We start from the raw sequence: 17,880 nt of genomic DNA, 5'->3' as shown, positions 1-17,880 counted from the left end.
TTTAAATCCTAAATTATGAAGAAAATTACTTGCCTGCTTTTTATAATGACCATGAGTGTTGTTTTTGCTCAAAAAAGAAACATTCCTACAGATACTACCGTAGTTACAACCAATAGCACCATTATAAATGGTAAAACCATTCCTTATACGGCAACCACAGGAACACAACCCGTATGGAACGGCAAAGGTGAACCTATTGCAACTTTGTTTTACACCTATTATGAGCGTAACGATATTAAAAATCGTGCTAACCGACCTTTAATTATTTCTTTTAATGGCGGTCCTGGATCGGCTTCTGTTTGGATGCACATCGCTTACACCGGTCCGAAAATTTTAAATATTGATGATGAAGGGTTTCCTGTGCAACCTTATGGCATAAAAGATAACCCAAATTCTGTTTTAGATGTTGCCGATATTGTTTATGTAAATCCTGTAAACACGGCATATTCGAGAATGATTGAAGATAAAGATGGTAAATTACCAGATCGTGATATGTTTTTTGGTATTAATGCCGATATTAAATATTTAGCCGAATGGATAAACACCTTTGTAACTCGAAAAAATAGATGGGAATCTCCTAAATATATTATTGGTGAAAGTTACGGAGGCACGCGTGTCATGGGATTGGCTAACGAACTACAAAGCAGCCAATGGATGTACTTAAATGGTGTAATTATGGTATCACCAGCAGATTACAAATTGTATAATACGGGGCAGCCGGTATACTCGTCATTAAACTTGCCTTATTTTACAGCTGCGGCATGGTATCATAAAGCACTACCACAAGCGCTTCAAGAAAAAGATTTATTAGATATTTTACCGGAAGCAGAAGATTTTGCTATCAATACCTTAATGCCTGCTATTGCTAAGGGAGGTTTTATTTCAGATAAAGAAAAAAATACCATTGCCGAAAAAATGGCTTACTATTCGGGGCTTGGAAAAACGGCTATTCTTCAAAATAACCTGGATATACCTACTTCATTTTTCTGGAAAGAATTATTACGACATAAAACAGGACAAACTATTGGTCGTTTAGATTCCAGATATTTAGGTATCGATAAAAGAGAAACAGGCGATAGCCCAGATTACAGTCCGGAATTAACAACCTGGAACCATGCCTTTGCGCCTGCCATAAATTATTACATAAGAGAATATCTTAATTTTAAAACAGACACTAAATATAATTTATTTGGTAGTGTGCACCCTTGGGATAATAGAAATAACGATACCCGAGATGAATTAAGACAAGCCATGGCGCAAAACCCTTATTTAAAAGTATTAATTCAATCGGGGTATTACGATGGAGCTACAACTTATTTCGGTGCAAAATATACCATGTGGCAAGTAGACCCTAGCGGAAAAATGAAAGACCGCTTTACTTTTAAAGGTTACCGAAGTGGCCATATGATGTATTTAAGAAACGAAGACCTAAAAACGGCTAACAACGACATTCGGGAATTTATTAAAAATTCATTATCGAATGGGAAGCCAGCTAAATACGATTAATTCAAATTAATTAATGATTCCTTTTAGCAAACAATTGTGTAGTTAATAAAACCTTGACCTACTTTTTTTCGTAAATATTATATATTAAACTTTTTTAATAAATGATAAAACCCCAACTACCAGAAAATGAATCTGAGCGTTTAGAGGAAGTTAAAAAGTACAATTTATTAGATACTTTACCAGAATCTGACTTCGATGATATAGCAAATTTAATTGCAAAAGTTTGTAATGTGCCTATATCGTTAATTACTTTGTTAGATAAGGACAGAAATTTTTTAAAAGCACACATAGGCATTACCGAAAATGAATCTCCAAGAGCGTTGTCGTTATGTGGTCATGCCATTTTAACTGATGAACCTATTTTTATAGTTGAAAATACTCGAGAAGATATTCGTTTTCATGACAATCCCATAATAACAGGAAATAATATAGGTTTTTATGCTGGTGTTCCATTAATAAACCCAGAAGGCTATGCTTTAGGAACCTTATGTGTTTACGATCATGTTCCAAGAACATTAACAGCCGAACAAAAAGAAACTTTAATTATTTTATCTAAACAGGTTATTAATCTTTTTGAGTTGAGATATAAAAACATTGTGCTTAACAAAACACTATCAGATTTAGAGGAAAGACATCAAACTTTAAAAACGTTTGCAAATAAAATATCCCACGATTTAAAATCGCCATTAGCTAATATTACTTCATTATCTCAATTATTTAAGGAAGAATTATTACAGGAAAATGCCAAAACCAACTTAGAATATTTAAATTATATTGAAGAATCGGCAGACACCCTAAGAGCGTATATTGATGGTATTTTAAAACATTATAAAAGTGAAGCTTTATTAGAAAAAGATAAAAAGCAAACCACTTTACAAGATATTTACAACTCAATTAAAAATATTTTAGGATTAAAATCGTCGCAATTTAAATTAGTAAAAGAAGCTTATTTAAAAGATATAAACAGCGCTGCCCTAACCCAGATTTTGTTAAACTTAGTAGACAATGGTTTTAAGTATAATTTTAAAGAAAACCCTGTGGTTTCTATAGATTATTCTGAAACTGAAACGCATCATGTGTTTATTGTTGAAGATAACGGAAAAGGCATCGAACAAGAGAAACAAGACGATTTATTTGAATTATTTAATACTGCCCACGATAAAGATAAACATGGCAATGTAGGCACGGGCATTGGCTTGTTTACGGTTAAAACACTTGTGAATAAATTGAATGGGGCTATCGATATTCATTCGGAAATAGAAAAAGGGACACAATTTATTTTGTCTTTACCAAAATAAACCTGTGTTATAATAAATAAAAAACGCCTCCAATAAAATTTGAGGCGTTTTTGTTTTTCTAATGATTAAATATTAACCTTTAAGCCAGGCTTCTCTTAATTTCTTTTGGGCTTCAGTAGCATCTGGACTTTCTATTAAACTCTCTCCCATAGTGTAAGACTGTTCGGTAGTACCTTTAACAGTAACTTCTTTACCTTCTCTTTCTAAAACAAGTGAAATATCTGTACCTGGTTTCCAGCTAAACATATCCTGTAAAATGATATTGGCATTTTCCATAGAAAATGGCTTCCCATTTACAGATTTTATAATGTCGTTTGGTTGCACGCCTAAATCATTCCAAAAACTATTTTCTTTTACTAAATCGCTAAAAAATATCTTGCCTTCTTGCGGATTAGCTGCAAAAATTAATTTTGTACCATTCATTACATAACTAGTTTCTATACGAGCCTCACCCATTTTTAAACCTACTTTATCAAAATATTTAGTATAATTTATTGGAATATCGCCTATAACGTGCGTATCGAAAAAGTCTCTTAACGACGGATAAGTCATTGCTACAATTTCATCAATAAGTTTATCATCTTCAAAAGGTTTGTTCTTTCCGTATTTATTAGAAAGTTCTTTCATTAAAGATAAAATACCGCGATTTCCGTTACTTTCTTCGCGCATAATAATATCAATACACATACCAATTAAAGCACCTTTTTGATATACATTTAAGTACTGATCTTTGTACGGTTCTTTTAAAACATTTTCACTCATAATTGTAAAACTCATGGCATCGTCCATGTTTTTAGAGCCTTGAATTTTACTAATTATTTTACTAAAAAATTCATTTTCATCAACCAGGCCTTGATTTACCTGAAACAAGGTTGCAAAATATTCGGTAACCCCTTCGTACATCCATAAATGCTTAGAAAACGTTGGGTTGTTATAATCGAAATAGTGTACATCCTCAGAGTGTACACTTAAAGGTGTAACGATATGAAAAAATTCATGAGAAACCACATCAATCATACTTTCTGCTAAAGCTTCTTCTGGCATCGCATCTTGTAAAACAACCACTGTAGATGTATGGTGTTCTAAAGCTCCGAAACCTTTTGGTGCATCTTCGTTATCGCCTGCCAAATACAAGTAAATATCGTAACGTGGTGTCGAATTAATATCACCTAAAAAAGCCTTTTGCGCTTTCATCATCTTAAAAATAGTTTCTTTTAACGAAGCTGCCGAATGTTTTTTACCCGGAGAATAAACACTTAAAACAATTTTAATATCACCTACATTAAAAGTTTCAACCGTTAAATCGCCATAAAACATAGGGTTGTCTGTGATATCAAAATATCGTGGTGCAAAATAACTGGTCGTAACTGTTTTTCCATCTTCACTTAATTTTTCTTCAACATTTTGAAGCGCAGAGGTACGAACTAAATCGGCTGGAGCAATAACATCCAGCTTATATTGGTTGTTTTTTAAAGCATCAAAATAACCAATAAAGCCGTGTAAATTTAACACGTAATTTGTTGGTTCAATGTTTGTTCCCGATGGCGAAAAAGGCTGCTCACCGCCTATGCCGCCAACTTCTTCAATATCGAAGGTGTCGTTAACTAAATATGTAATTTTATCTAATTGCTTTGCATTGTTAATAGTCCAGGTATTGGCATCTGTTTTAACAGCAGGAATTTCGTTTCCGTTGTAATCGAAAGCTTTAAAATCGTCGATATATTTCCCGAAATCGCTTACAGCATAAGTACCTTGTACCACACGTGGCAGTCTGTATGTTACAGTTGGTACTGTAAAGCGTCCCGGATTAATGGTTACTGGCACTTTATCGTTTTGTACGGCAACCAAGTTTAAAGAAGTGTTAATGGGTGTAGCAGTTGCTAAATCGTTTCCAGTGGTTTTAGATGTGCTACAACTACTCAATACTATACCAGCAAATACTGCTGTTAAAAAATGTTTATTCATTAAAAATAGGTTTAATTAAAATTTGACTTTCAAAATTACAATTATACTTTTCGTTACTTTCATAAGCTTTTGTTAAAAACTGGAATTATGTATCTTCGCGCCATGCAAAAACCATTAATTAGTATTTTAACACCGTTTAAAAATACAGAAAAATTCATATCAGATTGCATAATTTCTATAATAAACCAAACCTACGAGCATTGGGAGTTAATTATTATAGATGATGGCTCTACAGATGCAAGTTTTAGCATAGTAGATAGCTACGCTAAAGACGACCATCGAATAAAACTTTACAAAAATACAGGCAGTGGCATTATTGATGCTCTGCAAATGGCTTTTAAAATAAGTGTGGGCGAATATATTACGCGCATGGATAGCGATGATATTATGCCCGAAAACAAATTAGAAGTTTTATTAAATAATTTGCAGCAAGCTGGAAAAAAACACGTTGCTACGGGGTTAGTTGCTTATTTTTCTGATAATGGAATAAGTGATGGTTACAAAAAGTATGAAGATTGGTTAAATGAATTAACCCGTTTTGGTAGAAATTATTCTGAAATTTATAAAGAATGTGTCATTGCCTCACCGTGCTGGCTGATTCATCGCGAAGATTTTATTGCTGCCGATGCCTTTAATCCGCAACGGTATCCCGAAGATTACGATTTGGTATTTCGTTTTTACAAACAACAGTACAAAATAATACCTTGTAACACCATTTTACATTATTGGCGAGACTATCAGGTACGCACCTCAAGAACCCATGTGCATTATGCTGAAAATACGTTTTTAGATTTAAAACTGCATTATTTCCTACTGCTAGATTACGATGCCTCACGTACTTTAGTGGTATGGGGCGCTGGTTTAAAAGGAAAAACAATAGCTAAAGCCTTAATTGAAAAAAATATTCCGTTTCACTGGATTTGCGATAATCCGAAAAAAATTGGAAAACACATTTACAACCAACCACTAGAACCTTTCACTAACTTAGAAAATATTAAAAATCCTCAAAGTATAGTTACTGTGGCTAATGCTTTGGCTCAGAGCGAAATTAGAAGCTATTTTAAAAAGCAGCATATGCAAGAGATGACCGATTATTTTTTCTTCTGTTAATTACTTAGGGCTTTTTTTTGGTATTAACTATATTTATTTGAAAAAACAAAAGCAATTGTATTATACATTTTTTTGTTTTCTTCGTCGTTAAAAATGAAAAAAAATGTGTAGGTTTGACTAATCTAATTAAGTATGCAGTTTAAACATCCAGAACTTCTTTACGCCTTATTTTTACTGCTAATTCCTATTATTGTTCATTTATTTCAGCTTCGAAAATTTAAAAAAGTTGCTTTTACAAATGTGGCTTTTCTTAAAAGAATAAGTTTACAAACCAGAAAAAGTTCTCAAATAAAAAAATGGTTAATTCTTGTAACCAGATTACTTTTATTTACAGCTATAATTTTTGCTTTTACGCAACCTTTTTTTTCTAATTATAAAGCCATCAATTTAGAAAAGGAAACCGTTATTTATTTAGACAATTCCTTTAGCATGCAGGCTCAGGGAGATAAAGGTCCGCTTTTAAAACGCGCCGTTCAAGATTTAATAAATAACATACCCGAAGCAGAAAACGTTTCTATAGTAACAAACGATCAATCGTTTAGAAACACCAGTATAAAAGCCATTAAAAACGAGTTACTTCAATTAAATTATACATCGAATACCCTAAACCTCGACGCTGCTGTTTTAAAAAGTAAATCGTTCTTTACGAAAAATAAAAAAAGCGTTAAGAATTTAGTACTTATTTCAGATTTTCAGCAGGATAAAAACCTAAGTTCACTTACTAAAGATTCTTTGGTGAACATAAATGTTGTTAGGCTTAAACCGGTTAATACTAATAATATTTCTATAGATTCTGCATACATAGCAACCACGACTGCCACCTCGGTTGTTTTAAATGTTATTTTAAAAAACAGTGGAAATCAAATTAAAAATTTGCCTATTTCTGTGTTTAATAAAAGTCAGCTTATTGCCAAAACATCGGTTGATTTGCTAGAAAAAACCGAAACAAGTTTTACATTACCAATAAACGAAGAAATAAATGGACAAATTACCATAGACGACAACCATTTACTTTTCGATAATAGCCTGTATTTCAGTATTAATAAGCCCTCTAAAATAAATGTATTATCTATTAATGAAGGCGATGACGGGTTTTTAAAACGCATTTATACAGATAATGAGTTTAACTATTTAAGTACAAAACCCAGCGAGTTAAATTATAATGTAATTAACGACCAAAATCTTATTATTTTAAACGAACTAAATGATATTCCCAACGCACTTGCCAATACATTAAAAGCATTTATTGCAGAAGGTGGATATGTACTCGTTATTCCTTCAAATAAAACTAATACCAACTACAATAGTTTTCTTTTAAATTACGGGATTGCTTTTAACGATTTAATAGCTTCAGAAAAACTTATAACAACCATTAATTATGCGCATCCGTTATATCAAAATGGTGTTTTTGAGAAGCAGGTAACTAATTTTCAATATCCAAAAACAAATAGTTTTTATAAGATTGCTTCCAAAAGTGGTTCTTCAATTTTAAGTTATGAAGATGGTGCCGCATTTCTACTTCAAGACAAAAATATTTTTGTCTTTACAAGTGCTTTAAATTCTGATAATTCTAATTTTAAAAATTCACCTTTAATAGTACCAACACTTTATAATATGGGAGCCTTCAGTTTAAAAACTCCAAGGCTATACTATCAAATTGGTAAACAAAATAGTTTCGATGTTGCTACAAGTTTGCAACAAGATGCGGTGGTTTCATTAAAAAACGAAACACTAAATATTATTCCGAAGCAGCAATATTTTAACAACAAAGTACGAATAACAACTTTTGAAACGCCAAGCGTAGCCAGCTCATACTGGATAACCAATAAAAATCAAAATTTAAAATTGGTAAGCTATAATTATAACCGTGACGAAAGCAATTTAAATTATATAGACCCCTCGACTCTAGAAAACGTAAATCAAAGCAATTCCATTACCGAACTTTTTGATAAAATAAAAAGTGACACAGAAATTAACGCCTTATGGAAATGGTTTGTTATTTTTGCATTCATACTTTTAATCATTGAAATGCTCATCTTAAAATATTTTAAATGAACATACTTATAAAATCGGCCACCATAATAGATTCGAAAAGTGAATTTCACAATACGATTCAAGATATCTTAATAAAAAATGGTGTTATTTCTGAAATTGGTCCCGAACTTAAAAACCCCGGAAACTACCAAGAAATTACTTTAAAAAACCTACACATATCGCAAGGTTGGTTTGATAGTAGTGTTAGTTTTGGTGAACCAGGTTTTGAAGAACGCGAAACCATAGCAAACGGACTTAAAACAGCGGCGAAATCTGGGTTTACAGCCGTTGCCATGAATGCCGAAACAAACCCTGTAATAGACTGCAATGCCGATATTACGTTTGTAAATTCTAAAGCGCGTAACCACGCCGTTACATTGCTGCCTGTAGGTGCCTTAACCGTAGAAAGTAAAGGTGTTGATTTAGCTGAATTGTACGATATGCATACCGCTGGCGCTGTGGCCTTTTACGATTATAAAAAGCCTATTTCCAATCCGAATTTAATGAAGATTGCGCTTCAATACGCCAGTAACTTTGGTGGTTTAGTATTTTCGTTTCCGCAGGAAAACAAAATAGCAGGCCATGGTGTTATGAACGAACATATTACAAGCACCACCTTGGGATTAAAAGGAATTCCTAGCTTAGCCGAAGAAATGCAGGTGGCACGCGATTTATTTTTGTTAGAATATACAGGTGGTAAATTACACATCCCAACAATTTCATCGGCAAAATCGGTTGAGTTAATTCGAGAGGCTAAAAAGAAAAAATTAGATGTGACTTGCAGTGTGGCAATTCATAATTTATATTTTACAGATGAGGCTTTAAAAGAGTTTAACACGCATTTTAAAGTATTGCCTCCAATACGAATTGCCTCGGATGTTGAAGCATTAATTGAAGGCTTAAAAGATGGTACCATCGATATGGTAACAAGCGACCACAACCCTATTGATGTGGAACACAAGAAAATTGAATTCGATCATGCAGCCTATGGCACTATTGGTTTAGAAAGTGCTTTTGGTGCGCTTCAAACCATTTTTACCACTAAAAAATCTGTTGAAATTTTAACCAAAGGAAAAATGAGATTTGGTTTAGAATCGCAACCAATAAACGTTGGTAATAAAGCAGATATCACGCTTTTCAATCCGGATATAAAATTTTCATTTACAGGGAAGCATATCATTTCAAAATCTAAAAATGCCATTTTTGAAAATGAGTCTTTAAAAGGAACCGTTTACGGTATTGTAGCGAATAATCAACTGGTTTTAAATTCTTAAACATGACAAATCAAGATATTGAAATAGGTCGAAAAAACGCCGTAATTGCCTATATAACCATTTTCGGCGTTATTATTGCCTTCTATTTAAACAACGAAAATAAAAGTGCTTTTGCCAGTTTTCATATAAGACAAGCTTTAGGATTGTGGTTAACATTTTTTGCTTTAGGGTATATTATGGGCCTTTTTGATAGTTGGCTAGTTAGTTCTAGTTTGTATTTATTTTTTTCCGTTTTATTTATCTTCGGATTTGTAAATGCTTTAAATAGAAAAGCACAACCAGTACCTTTAGTTGGCGCTATTTACCAACGAATTTTTTCCAATTTAGGACAATAATTTATGACGCATACTTCACTCCCATTATATCATATAACAAAACCATCAACTCTTAAAGAAAATGCGCCTTTGCTTATCATGATGCATGGTTATGGTAGTGATGAAAACGATTTATTTTCGTTTGCCAGCGAATTACTCGAGGAATTATTTATTATTTCGGTTCGTGCTCCTTATACTTTAGAACCCTATGGCAATGCTTGGTACGCTATAAATTTTGATGCCGAACAAGGTAAATGGAATGATAACGAACAAGCCAGAAAATCGCGCGATTTAATTTCGTTATTTATAGATAAAGCCGTTGAAACTTATCCTGTAAATAAAAATAACGTAACCCTTCTAGGTTTTAGCCAAGGAAGTATTTTGAGTTATGCGGTGGCTTTAACCTATCCCGAAAAAGTAAAAAACATTGTTGCTTTAAGTGGTTATGTAAACAAAGATATTTTACCAGAAAACACGGAAGCTTTAGATTACTCTAATTTAGATTTTTATTGCTCGCATGGTAGTGTCGATCAAGTAATTCCTGTCGATTGGGCACGACAAACACCTCCTTTTTTAAGTGCTTTAAACATTAAACACAAGTACTCCGAATTTCCTGTAGGACACGGTGTGGCTCCTCAAAATTTCTATGAATTTAAAAATTGGTTAATTAATAGAATATAATTTAAGCTTTACTTTCATTTTCTTAAGAAATTAAACTCGTGTTTTTAAGTTTTTAGTTGATAAAATAAAAAATCTGTAATTTTAAATTTCAGAAACTATTTTAAACATATTCTAAACGCTTTAATCGCTAATCAAATTTTAAGTTATGAAAATTAAAATCGTAGTTATATTGCTTTTAATGATGCCTTTTTTTGCTAAAGCACAACATTTTAAACTCATAAAACCTAATATAGAAACCTTAAATGCCGAATTAGAAAAAAATAACTATTCGGAAAATATTGTTTATCTGTATCTTATTAAAAATTACAAAACCATTTCTGAAAAGTACAACACTAAAAAAAATGATTTTCCAGATTATGAGGTTTGTGCTTTTAATCAAAAATTTGAAAAAAACATTTTGTATTGGGAAGAACAATGTGGCGAAGCTACGGGCATTAAATCTAAATTAACACTTCCTAAAAGCGATAAAGCATCGGTAATTGAGTGGGTTGAAATGATTTTTAACAGTTCGCCCATGGACATAAAACATGGTTGGAATACTAAACAAACCAAATTTGGACCAACCGATGATGGTGCTGGATGCTACTTCGAAATTATTGAAACTAAAACAAACACCATTATAGATATGTTTTGTGGATGTTAACATCAATAATCTATTACAAACTGATTTAATTTCTCTCACATTAAGTAACTCCGGATTACTATCTTTGTAATTCATTCACATCTTAAAGTTGAATTAAGCAAATAAAAATGGATAAAGAGCAAAGCAAAAAAACCAACCTAGTTGTTTGTCCAGACTGTTCCGGAAGTGGAAAAAAAAGAAGAAAACTACAAAAAAAGGTTCGACAAGAATACAAAAAAAACCTCGAGCAATTTATAATAAACGGACAAATAGGCGGCCCGCCTGTTAAGCCAAAAGGGACACTTCAAGCTTGCCAAAAATGTGCTGGCTCTGGTCTAGTTTCAAGTGCCTCACCCACCATAATTAACAACAAAAATTATCCGAATATTGCTATTATTGGCGGTGGTATTGCCGGAATTGCATTAGCTGTGGCCTGCAAACATCGAGGAATTCCCTGTACTGTTTTTGAACGCGACAACTCATTTGATGCGCGTTCACAAGGCTACGGATTAACCCTTCAACAGGCCAGTAAAGCCATGAAAGGATTTGGTATTCATACCTTAAAGGAAGGCATCGTTTCAACAAAACATATTGTGCATAATACTTCTGGTGAAGTTATTGGTGAATGGGGCATGCGAAAGTGGCTGCCTTCGCAAAACAAAACCTCTAAACAATCTAATATTCACATAGCCAGACAGTCATTGCGCTTGGCCTTACTCGAACAACTTGGTGGACATGAAACTGTAAATTGGGGACACCAGTTAATAAATTACACTAAAAATAAAGACCAATCTTTAAATATTACGTTCCATTTTAATGGTGAAACAATCAGTAAAACAGCCGATTTAATAGTTGGAGCCGATGGCATTAGAAGCACCGTTCGAGATTTAATTTTAGATGAAAACACAACACCTCTGCGCTATTTAGATTGTATAGTTATATTGGGTATTTGTTCATTATCTGATTTAAAAGGAATAGATAGCCCTTTGTTAGATTCTGAAACGGTATTTCAAACAGCTAATGGCCATGAACGCATTTATATGATGCCTTATAATAAAGATGCCATCATGTGGCAACTAAGCTTTCCTTTACCCGAAAATGAAGCAAAAGCGCTAAGTTTATTAGGCCCGGAAGCATTAAAAGAAGAAGCCTGTAAAAGAACACAGTGGCATGCACCCATACCCGAAATTTTAGCAGCAACCAAAGCGGCTTTAATTTCAGGGTATCCTGTTTACGACCGAGCATTACTTCAACCCGAACTATTGGAAGAAAAAGGTCCCGTAACACTTATAGGAGATGCAGCACATCCCATGAGTCCGTTTAAGGGTCAAGGTGCCAACCAAGCATTACTAGATGCGCTTACACTTGCACGATTGATTACTAAAAAATGCCAAAATTCTACCAATTGGAACGCAGTTGGAATAAGAGCGCATATTTTAAAAGACTTTGAAAAAGACATGCTAAAACGCAGTGCAATAAAAGTGAAAGATTCTGCCGAGGCTGCTAAGTTTTTACATTCTGAAATCGTTTTACAAAAAGGTAACCAACCTAGAGGCAGTATTTTAAAGAAGAAATAAGATTATTTAAAAAAAGAAAAAAATGACATTTAAAAGTAAAAAAGATGGGTTGTTTAGCACCATAATTCTTGGTACAAACGGATTCTTAATACTGGTTTTAATTTTTTTGTTTTCAAATAAAACCATAGATAAAAATGATGTCTTTCCTATAATCATTCTACTCGCTACTATAATTTTTACACTTTGGCTGTTTTTTGGCACCTATTATGAATTATCTAAAGAATCTGGATTAGTTTACCATTGCGGCCTCATACATGGCAAAATAAAATTAGAACGAATTTCTGAAATAGTAAAAGGAAAAACACTTTGGGTGGGTTTTAGACCAGCTACATCCAGAAATGGATTAATAGTAAAGTACGACAAATACAACGAAATTTATATTAGTCCGCAAAGCAACGAAACTTTTATTAAAAAAATATTAGAACTCCATAGTGCTATTAAAATTACAGAGTAATTAATTATTTAAAGAAACTACACTACCTAACTGAGCACTTTTAATGGCGGCTTCTATTATTTGCATCACTTTTAATCCGTCTTCAGCTGTTACGGGTTCTTGTTGGTTATCTGTAATAGATTTGTAAACCTCGTCGAAATAATCGTAATAATTACCTTGTAAAGTAGGTATAGTTTTTCTAATAGTTTCACCGTTTTTAACGACATGTAAAAGACCTTGATGGGCTTCAGGTTCTGTTACCCAAGTATCTAAATTTGGCTTTGCACCAGTTTTAAGAACATCTTCTTGAACATCGGAGCGCGATTTAAAGAAACTACCATGTCTTCCCTGAAGGACAAAACTTGGTACTAATTCTTTATTAAAAAATCCAGCATGCAATCTAACCCGTTTATCTTCATAAATAAGAAGGATATCAATATTATCATCAACCAAAGAGTTTTTCCTTAGGGTTCTAATATCTGCAAAAACAGCGTTAGGGTAACCAAAAAGACATAAAGCTTGGTCTATAATATGAGGTCCTAAATCTTTTAAAATTCCAGCGCCTGGATTTGCCGATTCTTTCCATTGTTTATCACTAAGTATCGGATTATATCTGTCAAAACGAATTTCAGCTTCAACAATTGATCCAAGGATATTGCTTTCAAAAACGCTTTTTACTGTTTTGAAATCGCTATCCCATCGTCTATTTTGGTAAACGGCCAATTTCACATTATTTTCTTTGGCTAATGTATTTAACTCTGAAGCTTCGGCTGCAGTGGTTGTAAAAGCCTTTTCAACAATAACGTGTTTTCCTGCTAATATAGCCTGTTTAGCATACTCGAAATGGGTATCTACAGGGGTATTTACCACAACCAAATCGATGGTATCGTTAAGTAATTCATCTAAACTGCTATAGCTTTTAACAGCCGGATAATCATTTTGAATTAACTTTTTACTTCGCTCCCAAGCGCCCGTTAACTCAAAACCATCATGTAATGCTAAGAAAGGAGCGTGAAATATTTTGCCCGACATTCCGTAAGATAAAAGAGCGGTTCGAATTTGTTTCATTGTTACTATTTTTTAAAAGCTGCTATATTTTAATATGCTAATTTTATTTCTATTTGTAGTTAAATTTCAATTTAAGAATTTAACAACTAAAAATGTATAACTTATTATTTCTACAAGAATTCGTTTAAAATTTAACAAAAAAGCCTCAAAGCAAAATGGCTTTAAGGCTTAATAAAATTTTATTTAGTAAGACTATCGTAAATCTGGAATTTTACAAACATCCATATCGCCATAATCTAAATTTTCTCCTGCCATACCCCAAATAAACGAGTAATTACTAGTACCAGAACCAGAATGGATAGACCATGGTGGAGAGATAACTGCTTGATTATTTTGCATCCATATATGTCTGGTTTCTTGAGGTTCGCCCATGAAATGACAAACAGATTGTCCTTCTGGTATTTCGAAATAGAAATACACTTCCATTCTTCGGTCATGAACGTGCGCAGGCATCGTATTCCAGCTGCTTCCTGGTTTAATAGATGTCATTCCCATTTGTAATTGACAAACATCTACCACACTGTTTACAATGTATTTTCTTAATGTACGAGCGTTAGCTGTTTCTGGCGATCCTAATTCAATAACCTCAACATCATCAGTTCCAATTTTTTTAGTTGGATACGATTTATGAGCTGGTGTTGAATTGATATAAAACATAGCTGGCTCACTACTAGACTTGCTTGAAAAAACAACGTCTTTATTTCCTTGACCAACGTATAAAGCTTCTTTGTGTTCTAAATTGTATGCTGTACCATCGACTGTTACTGTACCACTTTGTCCGACATTTATTATTCCTAACTCACGTCTTTCTAAAAAGTATGGTGCTTTAAGCGGATCGATAGTTTCTAAAGTTAGTGCTTTATTAATGGGTAAAACACCACCTGAAATGAAACGGTCGTAGTGCGAGTACACTAGGTTTATTTTATCAGATTCGAAAAGGTTTTCAATTAAAAACTCGTTTCTTAATTGTGTTGTGTCATAACTTTTTACACCTTGTGGACTTGAAGCATAACGTGATTCATAACTAATTGACATAATTTTTATTATTTAATTTTTAATAATTATTCTGATTAACTAAACAAACTACAATTTACAAAATTAAAACGGTTAAACTAATAGCTCCTTGTGCTCCAATTACCAAACACTGCTCAATATCTGCGGTTTTTGAAGGCCCAGAAAGAAATAATCCAAAAGTACGATCTCGTTTTGAAATAGTTTCGTATGCATCATGTAAATGCAGATGAATGTCTTCTTTATTAACAATTAAAACTAAATCATTTGTAATAAAAGGCAAAACTCGAATCGTGAAATCATTTTCTTCAATCCATACGGCACCATTTTCAGAGACTGCCAAATCGCCTTTTACAATGGCCAAATCAATAGATTCTAGACCATGAGGTTCTGTTGCTGCAGAAATTGAAATATTACCCAATGAGGACTCGGTAGTACAAGACACTATTTTTGAAGCATGAGGATAAAACTCCTTTATTTTAGCATCAATGGTATCTGTACTTTCCAACACAATAGCACGGCCTCCTACAAATTGAACATTTTCAATAAACGTTTTTACAAGATCTTTGTCTTCAGCAAAAACATTCAAATCAATTTCAGGTAAAGGCAAAGCCTCTGGTTTGTTCTTTCTAACAGCATTTAAAATAGATTCTCTACTCATTTTTCTTTCTTTTTTTATACCATTCATCGAAATTACCATTTTTAACTTCAGGTAATTCTCTTTCTTTTCCCCAGGTATTTAATTTAGAATAAACTAAAAATCGTGGGGTATGCTTAAGCATAAAACGTGACGACTTTCCGACAAAATCATACATTTTAGAATTTGCTAAAACATTTCCTGTAACTTTTAAAACAGATTTTTTAACTATAGGTTGAGGCACGTCTTTTGTGATTATTTGGCGCCATTTGTATAACTGTTCGTGGATATTAATTTTAACAGGACAAACATCGCTACAAGAACCGCAAAGTGTTGATGCAAAAGGTAAATCGCTATGTTTGGTTAAATCTTTTCCTGGAGATAAGATAGAACCAATAGGCCCTGGAATAGTAGCATTATAACTATGGCCACCACTTCGTCTGTAAATAGGACATGTATTCATACAAGCACCACAGCGTATACAATGCAAAGAGGCTCTAAAATCTTCTCGACTTAATTGCTCAGTTCTACCGTTATCAACAATAACAATATGCATTTCTGTCCCTGGAGCTGGCTTGTTAAAATGCGAAGAATACGTAGTTATAGGTTGTCCTGTAGCACTTCTTGCTAACAATCTTAGAAATACGCCCAAATGCTTTTCTTGTGGTATTAATTTCTCCATTCCCATACAAGCAATATGCACTTTAGCAAGATGCGCTCCCATATCGGCATTACCTTCGTTAGTACAAACTACAATACCACCTGTCTCTGCAATAGCAAAATTAACGCCTGTTACTGCAGCATCGGCTTTTAAAAACTTATTACGCAAATGTTTTCTGGCTTCATCGGTCAAGTACTGCGGATCACCATTACAAGGTTTGGTACCTAAATGTTCTTGAAATAATTCATCAACTTCTTCTTTTGTTTTATGAATTGCAGGTAAAACAATGTGGCTTGGCGGTTCTTCTGCCAATTGTACGATACGTTCGCCCAAATCGGTATCAATTACCTCAATACCATTAGCCTCTAAATATGGGTTTAAATGACATTCTTCGGTAAGCATTGATTTACTCTTAACAATCTTCTTAACGTTGGTTTTTTGTAGAATACCGTGTACTATTTTATTATGCTCTTCGGCGTCTTTAGCCCAGTGAACTGTAACACCATTCTTTATGGCATTAGCTTCAAATTCTTCAAGATAAATATCTAAATTAGACATTACATTGGCTTTAATTGCCGATGCCAAGTCTCTTAATGTTTCCCAACCTTTTACATTAAAAGCCGCTTTATCGCGTTTTTGCCTAACAAACCACAGGGCCTTGTCATGCCAATTAACCTTCGACTCATTTTCATTAAAAGTTGTTGCTTCTTGTGCGTGTGCCATAATTATAAAGTACTATTTAAAATTTCTGCTATGTGCATCACCTTTAACGGCTGCTTATTTCTATTAATTAAACCTTCTAAATGCATTAAACAGGAATGATCTGCTCCTGTTATCACCTCAACTTCACTATCAATATGATCTTGAACTCTATCTTTTCCCATCTTTACAGAAATAGCTTCTTCAAAAACAGAAAACGTTCCGCCAAAGCCGCAACATTCATCTGCTCTATTTAATGTTTTTAGTTCTAAACCTTTTACTTTTTTAAGTAAATTTTCTTCTGTAGAATAAGGTGCATCCATTCGCTCGGAACAAGACCCCAAACGTAAACCCCTCAAACCATGGCAACTTTTATGTATACCAACTTTATATGGAAAAGAAGCTCCTAAATCGGTTATTCCTAAAACATCGTGTATAAACTGACAAAGCTCGTAAGTGTTTTTTCGAACCCGTTTTACATCATCTGTTTGTTCTAAAATATCAAAATGTTTTTTAACATGATATACACAACTTCCAGAGGGGCCAACGATATAATCGTAATTTTTAAAATTTTTAACAAACAACTGGCAGGCACCTATAGAATCTGATTCGTAACCTGAATTTCCTAACGGCTGGCCACAACAAGTTTGACCCATTGGGTAATCGACTTCGACACCTAATTTCTCTAAAACTTCTAAAGTTGCAATACCAACTTGAGGATACAATTGATTAATATAACATGGTATAAATAAACCGACTTTCATTTTTGTTTTGTTTTTAAATTCTTATTGAAACTTCTAACGTAAACCACGTAATTCTGTAAAACCGCGTAAACAAGCAATAGCTCTATAACTTGAATGGGGTGTATTTGGTTCTAAATCGTGTAACATTTGGTGTTTGTGATTTGAACTCATTGGTAAATGTATTTTTTTATTATTCGAGGCTTAAATGTTCTTTTAACCATTTCATTTTTTGTATTCTAGTATAATT

General features: G+C 33.3%; 16 protein-coding genes. 10 read left to right on the top strand and 6 right to left on the bottom strand.

Features of this window, described 5'->3' with window-relative positions:
• Positions 1-15 precede the first annotated feature (15 nt).
• Complete coding sequence (locus AW14_RS10265) at positions 16-1,506, top strand: S10 family peptidase (protein WP_044638721.1); 1,491 nt, start codon at positions 16-18, stop codon at positions 1,504-1,506.
• A 101-nt stretch (positions 1,507-1,607) separates the two neighbouring features.
• Entirely contained in the window at positions 1,608-2,804 is a 1,197-nt protein-coding gene (locus AW14_RS10260; protein ID WP_044638720.1) for a sensor histidine kinase, read from the top strand.
• A 72-nt stretch (positions 2,805-2,876) separates the two neighbouring features.
• On the opposite strand, the gene AW14_RS10255 is transcribed toward AW14_RS10260, so the two are convergent.
• Entirely contained in the window at positions 2,877-4,769 is a 1,893-nt protein-coding gene (locus AW14_RS10255; protein WP_044638719.1) for a M61 family metallopeptidase, read from the bottom strand.
• A 102-nt stretch (positions 4,770-4,871) separates the two neighbouring features.
• Between AW14_RS10255 and AW14_RS10250 the strand changes: the two genes are divergently transcribed.
• The 8 genes from AW14_RS10250 (at position 4,872) to AW14_RS10215 (ending at position 12,835) form a co-directional block, all read left to right on the top strand.
• Entirely contained in the window at positions 4,872-5,879 is a 1,008-nt protein-coding gene (locus tag AW14_RS10250; protein ID WP_044638718.1) for a glycosyltransferase family 2 protein, read from the top strand.
• 132 nt (positions 5,880-6,011) lie between these two features.
• Positions 6,012-7,934 carry a vWA domain-containing protein gene (locus tag AW14_RS10245; protein ID WP_044638717.1) on the top strand — a complete coding sequence of 641 codons (1,923 nt, stop codon included), beginning with the start codon at positions 6,012-6,014 and terminating at the stop codon, positions 7,932-7,934.
• Positions 7,931-9,187, top strand: coding sequence for a dihydroorotase (locus AW14_RS10240; RefSeq protein ID WP_044638716.1), 1,257 nt, complete (start codon positions 7,931-7,933; stop codon positions 9,185-9,187). Before AW14_RS10245 ends, AW14_RS10240 begins: the two co-directional genes overlap by 4 nt.
• A gap of 2 nt (positions 9,188-9,189) precedes the next feature.
• Entirely contained in the window at positions 9,190-9,522 is a 333-nt protein-coding gene (locus AW14_RS10235) for a hypothetical protein (protein WP_044638715.1), read from the top strand.
• A gap of 3 nt (positions 9,523-9,525) precedes the next feature.
• A complete protein-coding gene (locus AW14_RS10230) occupies positions 9,526-10,182 on the top strand; it encodes an alpha/beta hydrolase (RefSeq protein ID WP_044638714.1) in 657 nt (218 codons plus the stop codon).
• Positions 10,183-10,327: 145 nt separating this feature from the next.
• Entirely contained in the window at positions 10,328-10,825 is a 498-nt protein-coding gene (locus AW14_RS10225; protein ID WP_044638713.1) for a hypothetical protein, read from the top strand.
• A gap of 107 nt (positions 10,826-10,932) precedes the next feature.
• A complete protein-coding gene (locus AW14_RS10220; RefSeq protein WP_044638712.1) occupies positions 10,933-12,381 on the top strand; it encodes an FAD-dependent oxidoreductase in 1,449 nt (482 codons plus the stop codon).
• Positions 12,382-12,403: 22 nt separating this feature from the next.
• Entirely contained in the window at positions 12,404-12,835 is a 432-nt protein-coding gene (locus AW14_RS10215) for a PH domain-containing protein (protein WP_044638711.1), read from the top strand.
• On the opposite strand, the gene AW14_RS10210 is transcribed toward AW14_RS10215, so the two are convergent.
• The 5 genes from AW14_RS10210 to AW14_RS10190 all read right to left on the bottom strand — a co-directional run bounded on the left by AW14_RS10210 (position 12,836) and on the right by AW14_RS10190 (position 17,654).
• A complete protein-coding gene (locus AW14_RS10210) occupies positions 12,836-13,882 on the bottom strand; it encodes a Gfo/Idh/MocA family oxidoreductase (RefSeq protein ID WP_044638710.1) in 1,047 nt (348 codons plus the stop codon). It abuts the gene before it with no gap.
• Positions 13,883-14,074: 192 nt separating this feature from the next.
• On the bottom strand, positions 14,075-14,917 hold the full coding sequence (gene kduI, locus AW14_RS10205) for a 5-dehydro-4-deoxy-D-glucuronate isomerase (RefSeq protein ID WP_044638709.1): 843 nt from the start codon (positions 14,915-14,917) through the stop codon (positions 14,075-14,077).
• 55 nt (positions 14,918-14,972) lie between these two features.
• A complete protein-coding gene (locus tag AW14_RS10200) occupies positions 14,973-15,554 on the bottom strand; it encodes a LutC/YkgG family protein (protein ID WP_044639605.1) in 582 nt (193 codons plus the stop codon).
• Entirely contained in the window at positions 15,547-16,914 is a 1,368-nt protein-coding gene (locus AW14_RS10195) for a lactate utilization protein B (RefSeq protein ID WP_044638708.1), read from the bottom strand. The genes AW14_RS10200 and AW14_RS10195 overlap by 8 nt, the downstream gene beginning before the upstream one ends.
• 2 nt (positions 16,915-16,916) lie before the next feature.
• The gene (locus AW14_RS10190; RefSeq protein WP_044638707.1) at positions 16,917-17,654 is read right to left on the bottom strand and encodes a (Fe-S)-binding protein; all 738 of its coding nucleotides are present in this window, start codon (positions 17,652-17,654) and stop codon (positions 16,917-16,919) included.
• Positions 17,655-17,880: the final 226 nt, after the last annotated feature.

It is taken from the genome of Siansivirga zeaxanthinifaciens CC-SAMT-1 (assembly GCF_000941055.1).
GTDB lineage: Bacteria > Bacteroidota > Bacteroidia > Flavobacteriales > Flavobacteriaceae > Siansivirga > Siansivirga zeaxanthinifaciens.
The sequence above is the reverse complement of the archived record's forward strand: the minus strand, read 5'-3'. Positions and strand labels throughout refer to the sequence as shown.

Coding starts and splice junctions, on each gene's coding strand:
- AW14_RS10250 (WP_044638718.1), top strand. CDS start 4,872: ATGCAAAAACCATTAATTAGTATTTTAACACCGTTTAAAAATACAGAA.
- AW14_RS10230 (WP_044638714.1), top strand. CDS start 9,526: ATGACGCATACTTCACTCCCATTATATCATATAACAAAACCATCAACT.
- AW14_RS10265 (WP_044638721.1), top strand. CDS start 16: ATGAAGAAAATTACTTGCCTGCTTTTTATAATGACCATGAGTGTTGTT.
- AW14_RS10255 (WP_044638719.1), bottom strand. CDS start 4,769: ATGAATAAACATTTTTTAACAGCAGTATTTGCTGGTATAGTATTGAGT.
- AW14_RS10235 (WP_044638715.1), top strand. CDS start 9,190: ATGACAAATCAAGATATTGAAATAGGTCGAAAAAACGCCGTAATTGCC.
- AW14_RS10225 (WP_044638713.1), top strand. CDS start 10,328: ATGAAAATTAAAATCGTAGTTATATTGCTTTTAATGATGCCTTTTTTT.
- AW14_RS10195 (WP_044638708.1), bottom strand. CDS start 16,914: ATGGCACACGCACAAGAAGCAACAACTTTTAATGAAAATGAGTCGAAG.
- kduI (WP_044638709.1), bottom strand. CDS start 14,917: ATGTCAATTAGTTATGAATCACGTTATGCTTCAAGTCCACAAGGTGTA.
- AW14_RS10260 (WP_044638720.1), top strand. CDS start 1,608: ATGATAAAACCCCAACTACCAGAAAATGAATCTGAGCGTTTAGAGGAA.
- AW14_RS10240 (WP_044638716.1), top strand. CDS start 7,931: ATGAACATACTTATAAAATCGGCCACCATAATAGATTCGAAAAGTGAA.
- AW14_RS10215 (WP_044638711.1), top strand. CDS start 12,404: ATGACATTTAAAAGTAAAAAAGATGGGTTGTTTAGCACCATAATTCTT.
- AW14_RS10200 (WP_044639605.1), bottom strand. CDS start 15,554: ATGAGTAGAGAATCTATTTTAAATGCTGTTAGAAAGAACAAACCAGAG.
- AW14_RS10190 (WP_044638707.1), bottom strand. CDS start 17,654: ATGAAAGTCGGTTTATTTATACCATGTTATATTAATCAATTGTATCCT.
- AW14_RS10220 (WP_044638712.1), top strand. CDS start 10,933: ATGGATAAAGAGCAAAGCAAAAAAACCAACCTAGTTGTTTGTCCAGAC.
- AW14_RS10245 (WP_044638717.1), top strand. CDS start 6,012: ATGCAGTTTAAACATCCAGAACTTCTTTACGCCTTATTTTTACTGCTA.
- AW14_RS10210 (WP_044638710.1), bottom strand. CDS start 13,882: ATGAAACAAATTCGAACCGCTCTTTTATCTTACGGAATGTCGGGCAAA.